17 protein-coding genes are annotated in these 19,023 nt (G+C 54.3%); 15 read left to right on the top strand and 2 right to left on the bottom strand.

Annotation, left to right across the window (positions count from 1 at the left end):
- Positions 1-94 precede the first annotated feature (94 nt).
- Positions 95-1,300: a methionine adenosyltransferase gene (gene metK, locus OXI60_11735; protein MDE0310481.1), complete on the top strand. Its 1,206-nt coding sequence runs from the start codon at positions 95-97 to the stop codon at positions 1,298-1,300.
- Between the two features lie 44 nt (positions 1,301-1,344).
- Positions 1,345-2,655 carry an adenosylhomocysteinase gene (gene ahcY / locus OXI60_11740; protein MDE0310482.1) on the top strand — a complete coding sequence of 437 codons (1,311 nt, stop codon included), beginning with the start codon at positions 1,345-1,347 and terminating at the stop codon, positions 2,653-2,655.
- 27 nt (positions 2,656-2,682) lie between these two features.
- On the opposite strand, the gene OXI60_11745 is transcribed toward ahcY, so the two are convergent.
- Positions 2,683-2,895, bottom strand: coding sequence for a YdcH family protein (locus OXI60_11745; GenBank protein MDE0310483.1), 213 nt, complete (start codon positions 2,893-2,895; stop codon positions 2,683-2,685).
- A gap of 333 nt (positions 2,896-3,228) precedes the next feature.
- Between OXI60_11745 and OXI60_11750 the strand changes: the two genes are divergently transcribed.
- From OXI60_11750 to OXI60_11780, 7 genes are all read left to right on the top strand, one after another.
- Positions 3,229-3,945: a spondin domain-containing protein gene (locus OXI60_11750; GenBank protein MDE0310484.1), complete on the top strand. Its 717-nt coding sequence runs from the start codon at positions 3,229-3,231 to the stop codon at positions 3,943-3,945.
- Positions 3,946-4,001: 56 nt separating this feature from the next.
- Entirely contained in the window at positions 4,002-5,345 is a 1,344-nt protein-coding gene (locus tag OXI60_11755; protein ID MDE0310485.1) for an aspartate aminotransferase family protein, read from the top strand.
- Between the two features lie 96 nt (positions 5,346-5,441).
- Positions 5,442-5,969, top strand: a complete 528-nt coding sequence (locus tag OXI60_11760) for an adenine phosphoribosyltransferase (GenBank protein ID MDE0310486.1) — start codon at positions 5,442-5,444, stop codon at positions 5,967-5,969.
- Positions 5,970-6,156: 187 nt separating this feature from the next.
- On the top strand, positions 6,157-6,792 hold the full coding sequence (gene lexA, locus OXI60_11765) for a transcriptional repressor LexA (protein ID MDE0310487.1): 636 nt from the start codon (positions 6,157-6,159) through the stop codon (positions 6,790-6,792).
- Positions 6,785-7,399: a hypothetical protein gene (locus OXI60_11770; GenBank protein ID MDE0310488.1), complete on the top strand. Its 615-nt coding sequence runs from the start codon at positions 6,785-6,787 to the stop codon at positions 7,397-7,399. The genes lexA and OXI60_11770 overlap by 8 nt, the downstream gene beginning before the upstream one ends.
- A gap of 11 nt (positions 7,400-7,410) precedes the next feature.
- Positions 7,411-8,883: a DNA polymerase Y family protein gene (locus OXI60_11775; protein MDE0310489.1), complete on the top strand. Its 1,473-nt coding sequence runs from the start codon at positions 7,411-7,413 to the stop codon at positions 8,881-8,883.
- Between the two features lie 2 nt (positions 8,884-8,885).
- Positions 8,886-11,987, top strand: coding sequence for an error-prone DNA polymerase (locus tag OXI60_11780; GenBank protein ID MDE0310490.1), 3,102 nt, complete (start codon positions 8,886-8,888; stop codon positions 11,985-11,987).
- 65 nt (positions 11,988-12,052) lie between these two features.
- On the opposite strand, the gene OXI60_11785 is transcribed toward OXI60_11780, so the two are convergent.
- Positions 12,053-12,268 carry a hypothetical protein gene (locus OXI60_11785; GenBank protein MDE0310491.1) on the bottom strand — a complete coding sequence of 72 codons (216 nt, stop codon included), beginning with the start codon at positions 12,266-12,268 and terminating at the stop codon, positions 12,053-12,055.
- A gap of 454 nt (positions 12,269-12,722) precedes the next feature.
- Between OXI60_11785 and OXI60_11790 the strand changes: the two genes are divergently transcribed.
- Genes OXI60_11790 through OXI60_11815 form a run of 6 tightly spaced genes read left to right on the top strand, consistent with a single transcriptional unit; the run spans position 12,723 to position 18,999 of the window.
- Positions 12,723-12,914: a hypothetical protein gene (locus OXI60_11790; GenBank protein ID MDE0310492.1), complete on the top strand. Its 192-nt coding sequence runs from the start codon at positions 12,723-12,725 to the stop codon at positions 12,912-12,914.
- 34 nt (positions 12,915-12,948) lie between these two features.
- Positions 12,949-13,644, top strand: a complete 696-nt coding sequence (locus tag OXI60_11795; protein MDE0310493.1) for a hypothetical protein — start codon at positions 12,949-12,951, stop codon at positions 13,642-13,644.
- 32 nt (positions 13,645-13,676) lie between these two features.
- Entirely contained in the window at positions 13,677-16,331 is a 2,655-nt protein-coding gene (gene pepN, locus OXI60_11800) for an aminopeptidase N (protein ID MDE0310494.1), read from the top strand.
- A 15-nt stretch (positions 16,332-16,346) separates the two neighbouring features.
- The gene (locus OXI60_11805; protein ID MDE0310495.1) at positions 16,347-17,066 is read left to right on the top strand and encodes a hypothetical protein; all 720 of its coding nucleotides are present in this window, start codon (positions 16,347-16,349) and stop codon (positions 17,064-17,066) included.
- Positions 17,063-17,788 carry a hypothetical protein gene (locus OXI60_11810; GenBank protein MDE0310496.1) on the top strand — a complete coding sequence of 242 codons (726 nt, stop codon included), beginning with the start codon at positions 17,063-17,065 and terminating at the stop codon, positions 17,786-17,788. Before OXI60_11805 ends, OXI60_11810 begins: the two co-directional genes overlap by 4 nt.
- Positions 17,785-18,999 (top strand): hypothetical protein, encoded by a 1,215-nt coding sequence (locus OXI60_11815; protein MDE0310497.1) that lies wholly within the window; start codon positions 17,785-17,787, stop codon positions 18,997-18,999. Before OXI60_11810 ends, OXI60_11815 begins: the two co-directional genes overlap by 4 nt.
- Positions 19,000-19,023: the final 24 nt, after the last annotated feature.

Here is a 19,023-nt window from a genome sequence, read left to right on the forward strand (position 1 = left end):
GGTATCGTCGGATGCGACATCAAATTCAATTTGAAACGGGTAAAAACTAGTAAAATATCCGCTCTTTACGTTGCAATTTTTCACCCTGTTACCGATGCCTGGCAGTTTCATATTCACTTCAGAATCTGTTTCTGAAGGACACCCCGACAAAATGGCGGATCAGATTTCTGACGCCATTCTCGATGCCCTGATTGAACAGGACCCGAATTCCAGGGCCGGTTGTGAGACACTGGTCAAGTCAACCAGTGCCGATGGCGGATCTGGCGGGTTGGAGCATCATGCCATACTGGCCGGCGAGATCTCCACCACCGCACAAGACATCGACTATGAGATGATTGTTCGCGGGACCATCAGGGACATCGGATACGATTCGGATTCGCGGGGATTCGACTGGCAGACGGTCCAGGTCACCAATTTGCTCAACGAACAGTCACCCGACATTGCGCAGGGCGTCAACGAGGGTGAGGGTGAGGATACCGAACAGGGTGCCGGTGATCAGGGACTGATGTTTGGCTTCGCGTGCGATGAGACAGATGTACTGATGCCATGGCCGATCACCTACGCACACAGACTGGTGCAGCGACAGTCAGAAGTCCGAAAAGGCGGACGGCTCGACTGGCTCGGGCCCGATGCCAAATCCCAGGTCAGTGTGGTCTACGAAAACAATAATCCGGTGTCGATCGATACTGTGGTGCTGTCGACGCAACATGATGCAGACGTCTGTTTCCAGCAGGTCAGGGACGGTGTCATTGAGGAGATTATCAAGCCTGTCATACCAAATGACATGATGCCGTCGAAAGACAGGATACTGGTCAATCCAACGGGTAAGTTCATTGATGGCGGTCCGAAAGCTGATTGTGGACTCACCGGACGAAAAATCATCGTCGATACGTACGGCGGTACAGCCCGTCACGGTGGCGGCGCGTTTTCCGGCAAGGACCCTTCGAAAGTCGACCGGTCCGCTGCCTATGCGACCCGGCATGTGGCGAAGAACATCGTGGCGGCGGGACTCGCGAAACGCTGCGAGGTGCAGATCGCCTACGCGATCGGAGTCGCCAGACCGGTTTCTCTCATGGTCAACACATTCGGAACCGGAAAACCCGGTCTCGATGACGACAGGCTTTCAGCCATTGTCGATGGGGTTTTCGACCTTCGGCCGAAGCAGGTAATCGACGTTCTTGACCTATTGCGGCCGATTTACAGAAACACCGCCGTCTATGGTCACTTCGGACGAATCGAATCGGAGTTCACCTGGGAACTTACCGATAAGGTTGACGAACTGAAACAGGCCGCTGGCTGAGCCGCAGCGATGGAAAAATTGGAATTGACTGAACGGAGGCGGAAATGACCGCAGTGCTGAAATCGGTTTCGGAAGACTTCAAGGTCGCAGACCTCGCACTGGCGCAATGGGGACGGAAGGAAATTGCCATTGCCGAGACGGAAATGCCCGGATTGATGGCGCTTCGCGGCAAGTTCGCCGAGCAGCAGCCTCTCGCAGGTGCGCGCATAGCCGGTTGCCTGCACATGACGATCCAGACTGCGGTGCTGATTGAGACACTGCAGCACCTCGGTGGCGAAGTCCGCTGGTCTTCATGTAACATCTTTTCCACCCAAGACCACGCGGCGGCGGCTATCGCTTCAGCCGGCACACCTGTCTTCGCATGGAAAGGCGAGACAGAAGAGGAATACTGGTGGTGTGTGGACCAGACAATATTCGGCCCGGACAACTGGCGTCCGAACATGTTGCTGGACGACGGCGGCGACCTGACCCTGGTCATGCATGAGAAGTATCCGGAACTGATGGCTGACGTTCGCGGACTGACTGAGGAAACTACAACAGGTGTCCATCGTCTTTACGAGATGATGAACGAAAACTTGCTTCAGTGCCCCGCGTTCAACGTCAACGATTCAGTCACCAAGAGTAAGTTTGACAATCTTTACGGTTGTCGAGAGTCGCTGCTTGATGGAATCAAGCGCGCAACCGACGTGATGATTGCGGGGAAGATCGCGGTGGTATGCGGATACGGTGATGTCGGCAAGGGGTGCGCCCAGTCCCTGCGGGGCCAAGGTGCCAACGTGCTCATCACAGAGATCGACCCGATTTGCGCATTGCAGGCAGCCATGGAAGGTTACCGGGTGGTCACCATGGAAGAGGCCGCGCCGATCGCTGACATCTTCGTGACGGCGACCGGCAACTGGCACGTCATCAAGATGGATCACATGCACAAGATGAAAAATCAGGCAATCGTCTGCAACATCGGCCACTTCGATGGCGAAATCGATGTGACCTCACTTCGCGAGTTGGAATGGGAAAATATCAAGCCGCAGGTCGATCACGTTATTTTTCCAGATGGAAAACGTCTGATTCTGCTCGCCGAGGGGAGGCTTGTCAATCTTGGCTGTGCAACCGGGCATCCGAGTTTTGTGATGTCGAACTCATTCACCAACCAGGTGCTGGCCCAGATCGAATTGTGGGAGAACGCGGACAATTACCGCAACGAGGTATACGTACTGCCGAAAATCCTGGACGAGGAGGTCGCCCGGCTTCACCTGGACAAGATCGACGTTACGCTGACCCGTCTGACCGACGAGCAATCGCGGTATATCGGTGTCCCGGTCGAAGGTCCCTACAAACCGGAATATTATCGCTATTAGGAACGTCCCGGACGTTCCCGAGCAGTCTTACTTTCCTGCTGATACACCAGCCAGCGACTGGCTTTCCAATATTGTGATGGTATCCTTGAGCTGAAGCTTTCGCTTCTTCAGCCGCCTGATCTGGAGTTCATCTACGTTCAGATCTTCCGACAGTCTCTTCAACACATCGTCAAGATCCCTGTGTTCTGTTTTAAGTTTCTCAATTCTTGTCTCAATATCCTCGGTAGTATTTTCAAGCATTTATATCTGATCCCTGGAACGTTATAGATAGGTTTGGTTTATCAATTCGAATTTCAAATTTCACCTGCTCCGCTTACACCAGCGAATGGTGCGATATGCCACAGTCTGATAATTCATTATAGTATCCAAAAATCTTGCATAGTGCAAAATCAAGCGTTGTTATTTCAGGGAATTTTTGACTGAATCGGTTAAAATTGTCGCTAACCGATTCCGATTTCTGACAGCACTTGGCGGGCATATCTCGGGACCGGATGATTTCGAAGAGGCAGTGACCGATGGGTTGACACGGGTAGTGTTGACCGAAATTCCATGATTGGGGAAAAAGGACAGACGATGAGAAAATCTCTACTGATAGCTGCAATCGTATTGAGTGCTTCAATGGCAGGTTGCGATCGCGTCAAAGATGCGTATGAGAAGGCGAAGTTCTGGGAAGGAGGCAGCAAGTCAGACGAGATACAGGTCAAAGTCACGAACATCACATCCGGCACATACCTGACACAGATTCTAGCGGTGGGACACAACCGCGAGGACGAAACGATGTTCGAGTATGGCAGTGCGGCATCCACAGAATTGCAGGCTGTTGCTGAAGGTGGCAACATCGAGCCCATCGCAGGCACCTTCAGCACGGCCGACAGTCAGATCGTGAAGGACCCGAACAACGGCTTGCTGGGTCCGGGGGAGTCAACAACCTTCACGATTGGCAAGGGATACTCGCGACTTTCCCTGATTGCGCAGATACTGCCGACAAATGATGGGTTTGTGGCGGCGAACAACATTGTGATCCGGGAAGGCATCCAGGAACTCTACGCAATTGATGCCGGGACTGAAGCCAACGACGAGCAGATTACCGGCGGCGGTGCGCCCAATACACCTGGAATTCCAGCCGACCCGGGCGGTCTGGCAACTGGCGGAGCGACTGGAATCGCATCGGCCGTCATTGAGGGCAAGGTTGATCGGCATCCTGGAATCAGTGGCGGTGAGGGGTCGGCTCTTAATCCGCAAATCCATGGCTGGAGCGGGGCTATTGCCGTCTTGAACATTGAGATGTAGCTTTCTGAGGAAAGACATCACAGACAGACACGAACAGGAATTTGGAGGTTCAATCAATGACCAGCAGTTCGGAAATGCTTGCACTGGACAAGTCTCATCTTATCCATCCGCTGCACGTAACCGGTGCACATGATAACGCCAGAATCTGGGTGGAAGGTCGAGGTTCGACACTGATCGACTCCAACGGCAAGGAATATATCGATGGCCTGGCCGGACTTTGGAACAATACCGCGGGGCACAGTGCTCAGGAACTGATCGATGCGGCAGCACAGCAGTACGCCAGATTGCCGTATGCTTCCGGTTATGTGGGCAGTTCCAACGAGAAAGCGATCGAACTTGCGGAGAAACTTGCAGCCATCGCCTATCCCGGCATCAACCGCTTCTATCTGACTTCGGGCGGCGGTGAGGCGACAGACTCCTCCATCAAGATTTCCAGGTACTACTGGAAACTCAGGGGCAAACCCGAGAAGACCAAAGTCATATCAAGGATGCTTGGCTATCATGGCGTCACATTCGCCGCGATGTGCGCGACCGGAATTCCGCCGTACTGGCCGATGTTCGAACCGAGAATTCCTGGATTCTCATTCATTCAGTCGCCGTATCCATATCGCTACGAGTCCGCCGATTCCAGCGTGAGTCAGGGGATCGCTGCGGCAAACGAACTCGAGAACAGAATTCTTGCGGAAGGCCCGGATACCGTAGCAATGTTTATCGCAGAACCGGTACAGGGTTCCGGCGGTGTCATTCCTCCGCAGGATGATTACTTTCCTAGAATCCGTGAGATCTGCGACCGGTACGATGTGCTTTTTGTAGCCGATGAGGTGATTACAGGATTCGGCCGTACCGGCAAGATGTTCGCGTTGGAACATTGGGGCATTGAACCCGATATCGTCCAGTTTGCCAAGGCGATCACATCGGGATATTTCCCATTTGGCGGAATCGGCATCAGCGATGCGATTGCCGATGCCATGGACGCCAGTAACGAACCGTTCATGCATGCGTACACCTATAGCGCTCATCCCATAGGAAGTGCGATCGCATGCGCAATGATCGATCTGATTCAAAGAGAGGACTTTCCGGGCCTGGCGGCCGCAAAAGGCAACCGGCTGATGGACAACCTGCAATCCGCACTGGGCGATCATCCGCACGTCGGCGAGGTTCGGGGGCTGGGCCTGCTGGCCGGTGTCGAGTACGTCAGGGACAAGGCGACGAAAGAAGCATTTGATCCAGCCGAACAGGTTGGCAACAAGATTCTGGATGCGGCCATGGAGCGCGGTCTTTTCAGTCGCGTGAGAGGAGACGTATTCTGCCTGGCACCGCCGATCATCACCGAAGATTCGGAATTGGACCGGCTTGCCGCCATATTGCGGGCCGCCACGATTGACGTACTCGGAACATGATCACATGAACTCGATCGATCGCTCTGCCAGCCGAACACAGCCGGAGCGGACGCGTCAGTAGTCCGTTCGGGTGATGCCGGGGTACGGTGTTGGGAAGTGGACATCAAATCGTGCATTCGGACCATCGTCGACTACCCTGAACCCGGGGTGCGGTTTCGCGACATCACGCCTTTGCTGAAAAACCCTTCGGCATTTCGATTGTGTGTCGATCGGCTGTACCAGAGATTCCAGAATACCGAACTTGATGTCATCGCCACGCTGGATGCCAGGGGGTTTTTATTTGGATCCGCCCTGGCCTATCTGCTGGGCGTACCACTGATCCCGATTCGCAAGCAGGGCAAGTTGCCGGGCGAGACGGTCAGCTTGGAATATGAACTGGAATACGGCACCAGCTGTATTGAGGTACACGCTGATTCGATCCAGCAGGACGAACGCATCATCCTGATTGACGATCTGATCGCGACCGGAGGAACCGCTCAGGCAGCGATTGAATTGCTGAACAGGATCGGTGGCCGCATTGTTGAGTGCGCGGTCGTCGTTGAGCTGGTTGAACTCGGAGGAAGATCAAAGATCTCGCCAGTGACTCTTCACAGTCTCGTTACATTCACCGAAGACGAGATCTGAACAATTCTTCCCTGCGGATTTTTCACACACTGTATCCCATCTGCCACAGACCGGCCCAGACCTGACGGCTGCTGAAAGGGTCCTGTCGCTGCGCACAGCCTGCCTGATCCGGGGAAATCGTTTTTTCTTGATAACATACTTTTGTATGTTATCATATCACCTCATTTGATCAGCCTGGATTCAAGTCATGGCATACACCAAACCCGGACAAACCCGGAACAGAATCTACCGGTTCGTACGCGAACGTCTGCTGGAAGGTCAGCCGCCGACTGTGCGGGAGGTCCAGGAAGCATTCGCAATGCGTTCGGTACAGTCTGCCAGAAATCAACTGGACATTCTGGTCCGTGAAGGGCTGCTGATCCGGCAGCCGGGCAAGGCACGCGGATTCAGGTTGCCCGGCATGCATCGTCCGGGCAGCCTGGTCCCTGTTGCCGGAAGCGTGTCGGCAGGGCACCTGAACGTCGCCGTTGAGGACATTGAGGGCTACATTCATGTCCAGTCGTTTTCGGACGAGAATATGCTGTTCGCGCTTCGGGTCCAGGGGGAAAGCATGGTGGGTGCCGGCATTATGCACCGAGATATCGTGCTGGTCCGACATCAGGCAGAGATACATTCGGGTGACATCGTTGTGGCCATGGTTGACGATGAGGCGACCGTCAAGGAATTCTGGAACATGGAAGGAAAGATACAGCTGCGAGCGCGAAACGAGAACTATCCCACTCTTTTGCTGGACCCGGAGAATGTCGTCATTCTCGGAAAGGTCATCGAAGTACGACGACATCTGGAGGCAGGCCAACTGACCGCGGGACATGTCAATGCCTGAACCGGCCCTGCAGCCACTATCAAGACTTGTCCAACCTCTTTCGGGTAACAGACCCGGATGGAATTTCCAGGAGGTTCAAGGCAGGCTGGTTGAGATTTCCGAACCGCATCCGGTTGCGGCACTCAGTTTTTGCTTCCTGCTCGTGCATGAGGTGCAGATGACGGGCGGCAGTGCGGTTTGGGTGGGTTCAACAGACAGTACTTTCTACCCGCCGGACGCGGAAAAAGGTGGAATTGATCTGCGCAATCTGCCCATATTGCGTCTGGCCGACACACGAAGTCTGGTCAGGGCGGCGGAAATCCTTCTGCGGTCGGGTGCGTTCCAGCTGGTACTGCTTGATCTTGGCCGCAGCCACACCATGCCGGTTGCGCGCCTGGCGCAACTCAATGGACTGGTCCGCAAGCATGGTGCCTGTGCTGTGTTCCTAACCCGCAAACCGCACAACGAGCAGTCGGTGGGACCGTTGATCTCACTGCATGCCCGAACATCCCGGCAACGGGTCGAGACCAATGCCTTTTTCTGTGAGCTCCAGATACTGCGCGACAAGCGGCGCGGCAGAAAATGGACCTGGCAGACCTGCCTGTGCGGTGTCAAAGGATATTTTTGACGGCTTCATCGATGACCGGTGTATCGTCTGATGTCTGCATCGCTTGCATCTGCATCCCCAGCCTTCCCATGCAGCTGGCCAGGCGCGACCTGCCAGCGGACTTCAGGATGCCGATCGCACTGGTTGACCGAAATGACAGCCGATCAAGCGTCATTTCAGTCGATCCGCGGGCGGCACGCCAGGGAGTCCATTCCGGCATGTCCTATGCCACTGCAATCGCGCTGTGCCCCGACCTGCACGCAGTCTGTCCGCATGCCGAGCAGATCAACCAGGTTCACCAACGGCTTGTTCGTCACCTGAACGAATTCAGTCCGGCTGTGGAACCGGTGCCGGAAATTCCGGGCGCGTATTATCTTGATGTGCGCGGCATGCATCATCTGGAACCCGACCTGCATGCATGGGGGCAGCGTATGCAGAGCATCCTGTACGAACGCGAGCAATTGCACGCAGGCATTGTCTTCGGATTCACCCGCTTCGGGGTCCGAGCCACGGCATGCCAGACACGTTCCATCACCGTATTCGAATCCGCTTCCAGCGAGTCGCAGGCAGTCATGTCGATACCACTTGCAGGACTCAACCTTTCCGCAAGGCCACCTGAGGAACTTGAAAAACTGGGTGTCTGCACTATCGGAGACTTGCGAAAACTGCCTGAGTGGGAAATCAGGTCAAGATTCACAGAAGAACTCTTCGACCTGGCAAGAAAGGCGAAGTCAGAAGACGCCTCTGTATACGGTGTCGAACCGCCCGCACCCTATTGTGTGAGAACCGACCTTGATTACTCGGAGCCTGATGCAGACCGACTGGTCGAGATCATTCACAGGACCTATCGGCCTGTGCTCGGTGAGATGAGAAAACGATCCGAGGGGGTGGACAGATTGGACATCCGAATGATCAGGGACTTGGGCGGCACGTGCAGGGAACTGATCAAGACCGCGCAACCCACACTTGATGAATCGACACTGCTGGATCTTCTCCGTTTGCGAATGCATGCGATCACTCTGGACGATGGTATCACTGCGCTGGCGATCAATATCATCCCCGGAGCGCTGCCGGACCCCCAATTGAGTCTGTGTCAGGACTTCACCAAATCGGAAAACAGCCTGTTGGCCGCGAACAGGGCGCTTGCCCGTGTCCGCGCCGAGTTCGGACCGGATCGCGTACTGCAGGCACATTGTCGGGCCTCACATCTGCCGGAAGAGTCCTTCGGATGGAAGCTGTTCGATCAGATCAGCAAACCGTCACCGGTGGAAAAGCACACCTCATGTCTTATTCGCCGGATACTCGACCAGCCTATCCGGATTTCCACGCCGCAACGTGCCAGACTGCGACGTGTTTTCGGCCCTTATACGGTCAGTGGATTGTGGTGGCGCAATCACAAGATCGATCGAAACGAATATTTCATTGAGGACTCCAACGGCTGTACACAGTGGATTTTCTACGATAATCTCAGGCGACAGTGGTATGAGCGGGGACTCGTTCAATAATCATGCCGGACCGGATCATCTATGCCCCCCTGTGGTGCAAAAGCAATTACTCGTTTTTGAAAGGCGCGAGCTTTCCGGAGCAATATGTGAGCACGGCAGCGCAGTTGGGACTCCCATCGATCGCACTGACCGACATCGATGGACTGTACGGTATCGTCAAGGCGCATCTGGCAGCAGTTGAGCACAACATCCATCTGATCGTCGGCTCACAGATTACGGTCAACGACCCCGGTCTGCCGGTTTTCAGTATTGTGTTGCTGGTCCGCAACCGGATAGGATACGCGAACCTTTGCAGCCTGATCACTATCGGGCGACTGCGATGTGAAAAGGGCAGGAGCGAGGTCACGCTTGAGGAATGCTGCCAGCACTCAGAAGGACTGTACGCGATATGGCTGCCTCAAGGTATCCGCGCTGTACAAGGTCAGGATTCAACTGGCGTTCTCAATACCATGAGACAGGCATTCGGTGAGCATCTGTTCATGATGGTCTGCCGACATCGACAGGCGGGAGATCCGATTGTCGAGGCCCGGACAAGGGCATACGCGCAGTGGTGCAGCATCCCGACCGTTGCGGCGCAGGAGGTCTTGTATCACGACCGGAACCTACGGCCGGTACAGGACATACTGTCCTGTATCCGACAGCGCCAGACCCTCGCTGACTGCCAGCGCCTGCTTGAACCGAATGCCTGTCACGAACTAATTGACGCAGACCGGTTCAAGAACATTTTCAGGGACGATCCCGCTTCTGTAGAGGCCTCTGTCGCAATCGCCCGCGATTGCGATTTCCGAATGGATGAAACGCACTATATCTACCCTGAGGAGAGGGACCCGGATGGAATGACTGCCAGCCGGCGGCTGCGAGACCTTGCCCGACGCGGCGCACTGCAACGATATTCAGGTAATCCACCGAAGGTGGTCAGCGACCAGATTGAGAAGGAACTCGAACTGATCAGGGAGCTGGGGTATAGCAGCTATTTTCTGACCATGCATCGAATCGTCAGGTGGTGCAGCCAACAGAACATCATGTGCCAAGGGCGCGGGTCAGCTGCCAATTCGGCTGTCTGTTACTGTCTTGGCATCACGCATATCGATCCTGTTGACATGGACCTGCTTTTTGAGCGGTTCATGTCGCGCGAGCGCGATGAACCGCCGGACATCGACCTTGACATCGAACATGAAAGACGAGAGGAGGTCATTCAGTACGTCTACAGAACCTATGGCAGAGATCACGCCGCCATGGTGGCGGTTGTCATCCGATATCGAAGCCGATCGGCGATTCGGGATGTCGGTACTGCTCTCAGCCTTCCCGAACACGCGATACAGCGACTCTCGAAGCAGGTTGATTCATACGGCACCGTCGAAACCGGCGACTTTGAGCGGGCAGGTCTGGATCCTTCATTACACGCTCATCATCTGCTGAAGGCATTGGCCAATGCCATTGTCGATTATCCAAGGCATCTGTCCATTCATCCCGGTGGGTTTGTGTTTGCCTCCGGTCCGATCTATGAAATGATTCCGGTGGAAAACGCGACCATGCCGGAACGAACTGTCATCCAGTGGGAAAAAGATGACATTGAAGCCATGAGAATCTTCAAGATCGACCTGCTCGGACTCGGTGCGCTCACCCAACTGCATCGGTGTTTTGATCTGATTGCGAACCATCGGGATATCACCGTCAGCATGGACAGCATGCCAAAGGATGATGAACAGGTATTCAAGATGCTGTGTGAGGCAGATACTACAGGCGTGTTCCAGATCGAGAGTCGCGCACAGATGAGCATGCTGCCCCGGCTGAAACCCCGGCAATGGTACGATCTTGTGGTTCAGATCGCCATTGTCCGTCCGGGGCCGATTTCGGGTGGCATGGTGCATCCTTATCTACGCAGACGCGCAGGAGAGGAACCGGTCACCTACCCTCACCCCTGTCTGGTTCCCGTACTGGGCAAGACGCTTGGAATTCCGATCTTTCAGGAACAGGTCATCAAATTGGCAATGGTCGCGGCGGACTATCAACCCGGTGAGGCTGACCAGTTGCGGCGCGACATGGCGGCCTGGCGCAGAACCGACCGGTTGGAGCAACATCGTGAGAAGCTGATCTCCCGGATGACAGCAAAAGGCATTGAACAGAGATTTGCCGAGCAGGTATTCAACCAGATTCGGGGGTTTGGAGAATACGGTTTCCCGGAGTCACATTCCGCCAGTTTTGCCCTGATCGCTTATGCCGCCTCATACATGAAATGTCATTATCCGGCCGAGTTCGCATGCTCGCTGCTCAATTCGCAGCCGATGGGGTTTTACTCACCGGCAACAATCGTCGAGGATGCCAGAAGACATGGCGTACGAATTCTCCCGATCGATGTGTTGCGCAGCCAACGAGACTGCACAATTGAAAGCGATCCGGACAGTACCGGTGACTTCGCCCTTCGTATCGGACTGCGTTATGTCAAGGGTATCAACAGCAAGGACCTTGCCGCACTGGCAGCGATTCCCAGAAACCCAGGTTCGATTGAGGAACTGATCCATCGGACCGGGATATCCAAAACTGCCGTACAGAAGCTCGCTGAAGCCGGTGCGTTCAGGAAACTGAGCCTCAACCGCAGAACTGCCCTGTGGGCGGCTCTTGGTGCCGGTACCCGCCAGGACCTCATCCCTGCTACCGGCAGCACAATCGGATTCGCGCCCTTGAGCGCACATGAATCGACCACCTGGGACTATCAGAGCACGGGCGTCAGCAGCAGTGGGCACATGTTACGACATTACCGACAGCAGATTCAGGCACAGGGACTGCCGGATGCCGCGCAAGTCAGCAATATGCCGGATGGATGCCATGTGCGGTATGTCGGGATCGTCATCTGTCGACAACGCCCGTCAAGTTCCGCCAATGTGGTTTTCATGACGCTGGAAGATGAAACCGGCTTTGTGAATGCGGTATTCTGGCCGCGCTGTTTCGATCGTTATTCAGCACTCGCGAAATCACTCTCACTGATGGGCATTGAGGGAACCCTGCAGGTTGCTGAGAATGTAGTCCATCTGATCGTTGAACACGTCTGGGAGCCGACTGAACTTGTCATGTGGAAAAACTTCGAGTCGCGTAATTTCCACTGAAATGAATCCCCTGCCCGGAACACTCCGGCATCAACTGAAATTTATCGGCAATGCGAAACTCAATTTCAGTTTTCACCCGCATTCGTTAGCAACCTGCATAACGGTCGGTTGATATAGTAAAGATTCCGTCCGGCCCGCAGTGCACTTACAAATCCTTTTTCCTGCATCTGATTCAGATACTTTGTTGCGGTCGGGCGGGTCACTCCAAGGTTTTTTCGCAGGCTTTCTATGCGTGTGTAGGGGTATCGAAATAATTCGTTGATCAGATTCTGGCTGTACATATTTGGAAACTCACTACGCAATCTATGTTTTGTTTCCAGCATAAGTGACACAATTTTTCTACAATCACTGCGTAGACTGAACGGCTGTTCAGGAAGTCAGGATGATTGTTCACGATTGTTGGGGACATCGGCAGGATTGTTTTGCAGGGCAATTTGCATGGCGGCCGGGAGGCTGATTCCGACAAGACTCAGGACTGTCCAGGCAATGGCAGATTGAGGACAATCCAAGTCCTGTTTGAATGTTCACCATGAATTGAGATGAGAGTCCCGCCAATTCTCTTGCATGCCTGCTCAGGTGCCTGGCGTAAAACCCGGATACCACCCGCAGCTGGAATTGACCCATTCTCACTTTTTTGCCTTCGTTCTTCAAGCGACAATCAGTCATACTCAGCCACACTCATTAACAAGTACAATAGCAATCTGAATTCTGACCACAAGAATCAAGGCGGACGCAATGAATGAGGCTTTGGCTACATGGGAGTTGATAGCGCTAGGCGCGATCGGATTGGTCGTGATCTTTCTATTCTTTCCCGGGCTGAGACGACTGAGCGAGGAGAGCAGGAATGCGCCGAAGGACTGGCCTGGGTTCCTGTTGCCGATCGGCGCTGTCATTTTGGTCGTTGTTCTGCTTGTCATGGTGGTCTGACCCCGTATCAATCCCAGAATCAAATTTGAGACATATGCCGAGAAAAGTCATCAACCTGCGACATATGCAGGACCGGCGAGATGATCATGTCGCCAAGTTTCTTGATCGCGAAAACATCACGCAGCTGCATGTCAACCCGGCTCACGGAGTCCCGCTGCCAGCGGATTCAAGCGGCTATGATGCGCTGATCATCTATGGCGGAATCCAAAGCGCTAACGATGGTCCCACCAGACCCTATATCACGCAGGAAATTGACTGGATCACCGATTGGCTCGCTTCCGGCCGCCCAGCACTCGGAATCTGCCTCGGCGGACAGTTGATCGCCAAATGTCTCGGCGCACGGGTTGGTCCGCATCCTGATGGAATCAGAGAGGTCGGATTTCATGAATTGGAGCCTGTTTCGGATTCTGATGGTTTCCTTAAGGCACCGGCACACTTCTATCAATGGCATGGTGAGGGGTTTACTCTACCCGATAACTGCGAACTTCTGGCCCGAGGAAAACAGTTTCCCAATCAGGCCTATCGATACCAGTCCAATACCTACGGATTACAGTTTCATCCGGAAGTTCCGCGGGTGGTGATGAAAAGCTGGCTTGAGAGCGGAAGCGAGGCGCTATCCTTCGCTGGTGCCCACTCCGCAGAGCGACAACTGCAAGATGAGTCGCAATACGGAAAGTCAATGGAAAACTGGTGCCTTGACTTCATCAATACCTGGGCCGAGCGCTGGTAGCATCCTATCAGGCGATCAGACTGCGAGCCGCGATGCATTCCTATTCGTCAAACCAGGTGGAGCGAACCTATCTGGCCGACTATCAGCCACCGCTATTCCAGGTGCCCGATATCAGTCTCGAATTTCAGCTGCACGCGACCGACACCTGGGTCAAGTCAACAATGACGATCATTCGAGCATCACCGGGCGACGGCGGATCATTTCTTCTGAACGGGAAGAGATTGAAACTCGAGTCAATCGAAGTCGACGGCGAAAGACTCGATGACAGTCAGTACAGTCTGAATGAATCCGGACTTACCGTGCATGATCCGAAGGACTCGTTCGAACTGTGCATCACGAACAGGGTGGATCCGTCCCAGAACAAGGAACTCTCCGGGCTTTATTTTTCAGGCAACATGCTGTGCACCCAATGTGAGGCAGAGGGGTTTCGCAACATCACCTACTTCCCCGACCGACCTGACATTCTGAGTCGATATTCGGTCAGGATCGAAGCATCGCGTTTGGAATTCCCGGTTCTGTTGTCCAACGGAGAACTCGTTGACAGCGGGAATATTTCCGAATCAAGACACTTTGCCAGCTGGGTCGACCCTCACCCGAAACCCAGTTATCTGTTTGCTCTGGTTGCCGGTGACCTGGCAGTGCTGGAGGATCAGTTCATCACACAATCCGGCCGGCCGGTGAAACTGGAGTTCTATACACCGCAAGAACACCTTGACAAATGTGATCATGCGATGAGTTGTCTTAGACGTGCGATGAAATGGGACGAGGACAAATACGGGTGTGAGTACGACCTGAATCGATACATGATTGTTGCGGTCGATCACTTCAACATGGGTGCAATGGAAAACAAGGGATTGAATGTCTTCAACTCGAAATATGTCTATGCAAAACCAGATACGGCAACCGATCAGGATTTTCATGCGGTAGAGTGTGTCATCGCTCACGAATACTTCCACAACTGGTCGGGAAACCGCGTGACATTGCGCGACTGGTTTCAGCTCAGCCTGAAGGAGGGCTTCACCATTTTTCGCGAGCAGCAGTTCAGTGCGGATATGGGGTCTGCGGCAGTTCAGAGAGTTCGCGACGTCCATATGGTCAAACTCCACCAGTTCCGGGAGGATGCCGGGCCGGCAAGTCATGCTGTCCAGCCCGACTCATACATGACGATCGACAACTTTTACACGATCACTGTCTACAACAAGGGCTCGGAGTTGATACGAATGCTTTATCTGATGATCGGAGCAAAGGCGTATCGTGCCGGAACTGATCTATACTTCGAGCGATATGACGGATCGGCCGCCACCGTCGAGGACTTCATCACATCGATGGAACAGGCAAGCGACCGAGACCTGCGCCAGTTCCGAAGGTGGTATCAGGTCGCTGGCACGCCAAAAGTTTTCGTGACGAGGCAATACGATAAGGAGAACAGGTCATACACATTGACATTTGAACAGAGCCGACCGGATTCGGGAAACGGTCGCGAATTAGAGCCGATGCATATTCCGATCATGATGGCGTTGCTTGATAACCAAGGCAGGCGGGTGCCGATCACGACTGATGCCGGTAACAAACTGTCAGAAAGCGAATTGCTTTTTGAACTGACTGATCAGAAACAGTCGGTGACCTTTCGCAATATCGACTCCAAGCCGACACCATCTGTGCTGCGCGGATTTAGCGCACCCATCATACTTGAAGATCCGGAATCGGAACGTGAGATGCACTTCATCATGGCCCACGACGATGATGCATACTGCCAGTGGAACGCGGCGCAAAATCTCTCGAAAATCCAACTGCTGAACCTGATCGAGGACTACAAGCATGGCCACGTTCCGAGTGTCGATGAGAAGTTCCTGAGTTCATTTGGCGCGGTGCTGGTGAAGGCCGCTGACAGCCCCCAATTCAGTGCGATGCTGCTTGAGACACCGTCGGAAATTTCGATCGCCCAAGCGATGAAAGTGGTTGATCCTGTCGCCGTTCATGATGCGCGCAAGTTTCTGGTGCGTGAACTCGCCAATCATTTCAATACCGAGTTTTCAAACCTTTACGGTCAGCTTCAGGGTGATTGGGGCGACGACCGGCAGGCCGCTGGCAAGCGTGCGCTTCGCAACCTGTGTCTGTCGTACCTGATGGAAATCAACGACGCCGCAGTCCACGAACTTGCTTACCTGCAATTTGACAATGCAGCCAATATGACAGACCTGTCCGCGGCACTGACCGCGCTTGTGAATTCCGATAGTCCGAAGCGACAAACGGCCCTGGATTCGTTCTACGAGAATTGGCGTGATGACCAGGGAGTGATCGACAAGTGGTTCCGCATCCAGGCAACGGCGGCAAGGCCGGACACCTATCAGAACGTGATCGAACTTTCGCATCACACCGCATTCAGCATTTCCACTCCAAATCGGGTTTACTCGTTGATTGGCGCCTTCAGCAACTCCAATCCCTACTGTTTCCATGCGAAGGACGGGAGCGGATATGATCTCCTTACCCGCTACGTGCTGGCCATTGACCCGGACAACCCGGTCGCTGCAGCGCAACTGGCAGGAGCGTTTTCGGAAATCCACAGATTCGATGACCGCCGGCAGAGAGCCATGCGGCATCGAGTGGAATCTATCGCTTCAAACAAGACGCTGTCAGTCAACGTATTCGAGGTTGTGGAACGAATCCTGAAATCGTTCGCTGCATAAGCGGGCAGTTCAATCATGTCAAAGTCAGACAGCACCCAGCTCACCCGATCATCAAACAAGGACATTGATGATTTTCTGCGTAAGGTGGAACTGACACCGCGACCGGTACCGAGTTCAAGACGCGGGCGATTAATATTTGGCATGGATGCGACGGCCAGCCGCGAGCCCATGTGGGATCAAGCCTGCCATATCCAATCTGAAATGTTCACGGAAACCGCAGCGCAGGGCGGACTGGATGTGCAACTTTGTTACTATCGCGGATTCCGTGAGTTTTACGCGAGCAAGTGGGTAAGTGCGGCATCTGAGCTGCATCGGTTGATGAGCAGTACGCGTTGTGCCGGTGGACTGACACAGATTTCAAGGCTCTTGGATCAGACGATACGCGAGACTGAGAAAAGTCCTGTCAATGCACTGGTCTTTGTAGGGGACGCCATGGAGGAGGACGTCGACCGGCTTTCAGATAAAGCAGGCCAGCTGGGGCTGAATGGTGTGCCGGCTTTCATGTTTCACGAAGGACACAATCCGGTTGCTGAGAAGGCGTTTCGGGAAATTGCCACATTGAGCGGTGGCGCCTATTGCAGATTCGATTCCTCAAGTGCACGGCAGTTGCGGGATTTGCTCGCGGCGGTCGCAGTGTTTGCCGCAGGTGGGCGCCGGGCACTCGAAAACTTCAGTAGCAAACGTCGTGGAGTAACCGGTCAGCTGACTCATCAGATCAACCGAAACAAGACATGATTCTGAGGTTGATTCTAATCCTGGCCGTAGTCGTCGGCCTTATGTGGTTTTTCGGACGCCTCGGAAAGACAAATCCCCAGGACCGCATCAAGTTCCTCAAGCTCGCTGCTCTTTACGGCGGTGCGGGAGTCCTGTTGGCACTGATTCTGACGGGCAGACTGCCCGCGATATTCGCAATCCTGGCTGCGGCAGTTCCCTGGATCCAACGTGTCATCATCCTGCGGAGCGCTTACAACATGTTCAAGTCGTGGAAGGGCCCTGTTCAGGGGTCAAAACCCGGGCAGACTTCGGATGTACGGACTAAGTTTCTCGAAATGACGCTTGATCACGATACCGGCAATATCACCGGTACGGTGAGATCAGGCAGTCATAAAGGCCGTTCACTCGAGGACATGCAAATTGCGGAACTCGCTGACCTGCTGGTTGCGTGCCGAAAGAAAGACCCCCAATCCGCTTCCGTTCTCGAAACTTATCTCGACCGCATGCGCCCCGATGAATGGGCAGAGTATGCCGATGAGCATGGCGAGGATCAGTCCTTCACCAGCGACGATGACATGACGCGGGAGGAGGCGCTGCAGATTCTGGGCCTGAGCGAAGGCGCCACACGCGAGGAGATCGTCGAGGCACATCGGGTGCTGATGCAGAGAAATCATCCTGATCGAGGCGGGTCGACGTTTCTGGCTGCCCAGATCAATCGCGCAAAGGACCTTTTGCTGTCATGATGCGCGCGAAATCAACCTTGCTTGGGTTAATGACTGCCGTGATGGTCGTCGCGACACAAGCTGTGCTCGCCGACAACCCGGTGAGATTGCACGAACAGATCCTGACCCACTCGCGGATCGGGCAGGTTCACGTCATGGTTCCGGAAAACTACCAGCTGGAAATCCTGAACGACCAACTGAGACGACCGAGATTGATCACATTCGCACCGAACGGCGACATGTTCATCGGCTCGGAGTCCCGCGTGTATCTACTCAAGCCGCCCTATGAGCAAGCCATCGATTACCTGTACCTGGATGGATACCCTCACAGCGTTGCGATACGCGGTGAGGAAATGTTCATTGCGTCAACCGGCGCACTTTTCAAAGCGCATTACAAACCTGAGACCGTTCGAATCAACGCTGTCGACCTGACGCTGGTAACTCGCCTGCCTGGCGGGTTCGGACACAGCTCAAGAACTGTCGCGGTCAGTCCGGGCAACGAAATATTTGTCAGTATCGGAATCAGTGGCAATTGCAACAATCAGATGATTTCGGACAGTTATCCGTTCAAGGATCGCCGCGGCGGTCTGTTCCGGCTGGATGAGTCTTCCGACCCCGATCGATTGGTTCCCTTCGCTTCGGGGTTGCGTAACCCTGTAGGATTCGACTGGCATCCGACCAGTCACGTAATGTACGCCACCAATAATGGGCCCGACCATCTTGGATTCGACCAACCGCCCGAATATTTCTCCAAGATCACTCCGGGATCGTTTCATGGAATGCCTTGGTATCAATACGATGGACAGTCTGTCAGGAAAGACCCCTGCATTACTGCCAAAGCACCTTATCCAGTTGGTGAGGTCAGTATTCCGGTCGCATTGTTTCCATCCCGAAATGCGCCGCTGGGCGTCGCGTTTGTCCCGACCGAGGCGATGGACAAGAGGTTTCAGAGCAATGCCATAGTCGCCTTGCACGGTTCCTGGGGCACACAACCAGACGGTCTGTTTACAGGGTCGGCAGCAAGTCGCAGACCACCTGCAGTCGTGATGGTTCGATTTATTGGTGAGGAGAGCGCCGGTGTCGAGCCGATTGTCACCGGATTTCAGAATGAGGATGGACGTCGATGGGCCCGGCCTGCCGGCGTTGCAGTCGGGCCGGATGGTTCACTCTACATTACCAGCGACAGCGGTGATTTGCATGGGCTGTTGCGACTGCGCCGCAAGAATAATTGACCGCACGGGTTCGTCATGAGTCCG

This window comes from Acidiferrobacterales bacterium (assembly GCA_028820695.1).
GTDB lineage: Bacteria > Pseudomonadota > Gammaproteobacteria > Arenicellales > JAJDZL01 > JAJDZL01.

Coding starts and splice junctions, on each gene's coding strand:
- OXI60_11815 (MDE0310497.1), top strand. CDS start 17,785: ATGATGCGCGCGAAATCAACCTTGCTTGGGTTAATGACTGCCGTGATG.
- OXI60_11770 (MDE0310488.1), top strand. CDS start 6,785: ATGCCTGAACCGGCCCTGCAGCCACTATCAAGACTTGTCCAACCTCTT.
- OXI60_11810 (MDE0310496.1), top strand. CDS start 17,063: ATGATTCTGAGGTTGATTCTAATCCTGGCCGTAGTCGTCGGCCTTATG.
- OXI60_11805 (MDE0310495.1), top strand. CDS start 16,347: ATGTCAAAGTCAGACAGCACCCAGCTCACCCGATCATCAAACAAGGAC.
- OXI60_11795 (MDE0310493.1), top strand. CDS start 12,949: ATGCCGAGAAAAGTCATCAACCTGCGACATATGCAGGACCGGCGAGAT.
- OXI60_11790 (MDE0310492.1), top strand. CDS start 12,723: ATGAATGAGGCTTTGGCTACATGGGAGTTGATAGCGCTAGGCGCGATC.
- OXI60_11755 (MDE0310485.1), top strand. CDS start 4,002: ATGACCAGCAGTTCGGAAATGCTTGCACTGGACAAGTCTCATCTTATC.
- OXI60_11750 (MDE0310484.1), top strand. CDS start 3,229: ATGAGAAAATCTCTACTGATAGCTGCAATCGTATTGAGTGCTTCAATG.
- pepN (MDE0310494.1), top strand. CDS start 13,677: ATGCATTCCTATTCGTCAAACCAGGTGGAGCGAACCTATCTGGCCGAC.
- OXI60_11745 (MDE0310483.1), bottom strand. CDS start 2,895: ATGCTTGAAAATACTACCGAGGATATTGAGACAAGAATTGAGAAACTT.
- metK (MDE0310481.1), top strand. CDS start 95: ATGCCTGGCAGTTTCATATTCACTTCAGAATCTGTTTCTGAAGGACAC.
- OXI60_11775 (MDE0310489.1), top strand. CDS start 7,411: ATGACCGGTGTATCGTCTGATGTCTGCATCGCTTGCATCTGCATCCCC.
- OXI60_11780 (MDE0310490.1), top strand. CDS start 8,886: ATGCCGGACCGGATCATCTATGCCCCCCTGTGGTGCAAAAGCAATTAC.
- OXI60_11785 (MDE0310491.1), bottom strand. CDS start 12,268: ATGTACAGCCAGAATCTGATCAACGAATTATTTCGATACCCCTACACA.
- lexA (MDE0310487.1), top strand. CDS start 6,157: ATGGCATACACCAAACCCGGACAAACCCGGAACAGAATCTACCGGTTC.
- ahcY (MDE0310482.1), top strand. CDS start 1,345: ATGACCGCAGTGCTGAAATCGGTTTCGGAAGACTTCAAGGTCGCAGAC.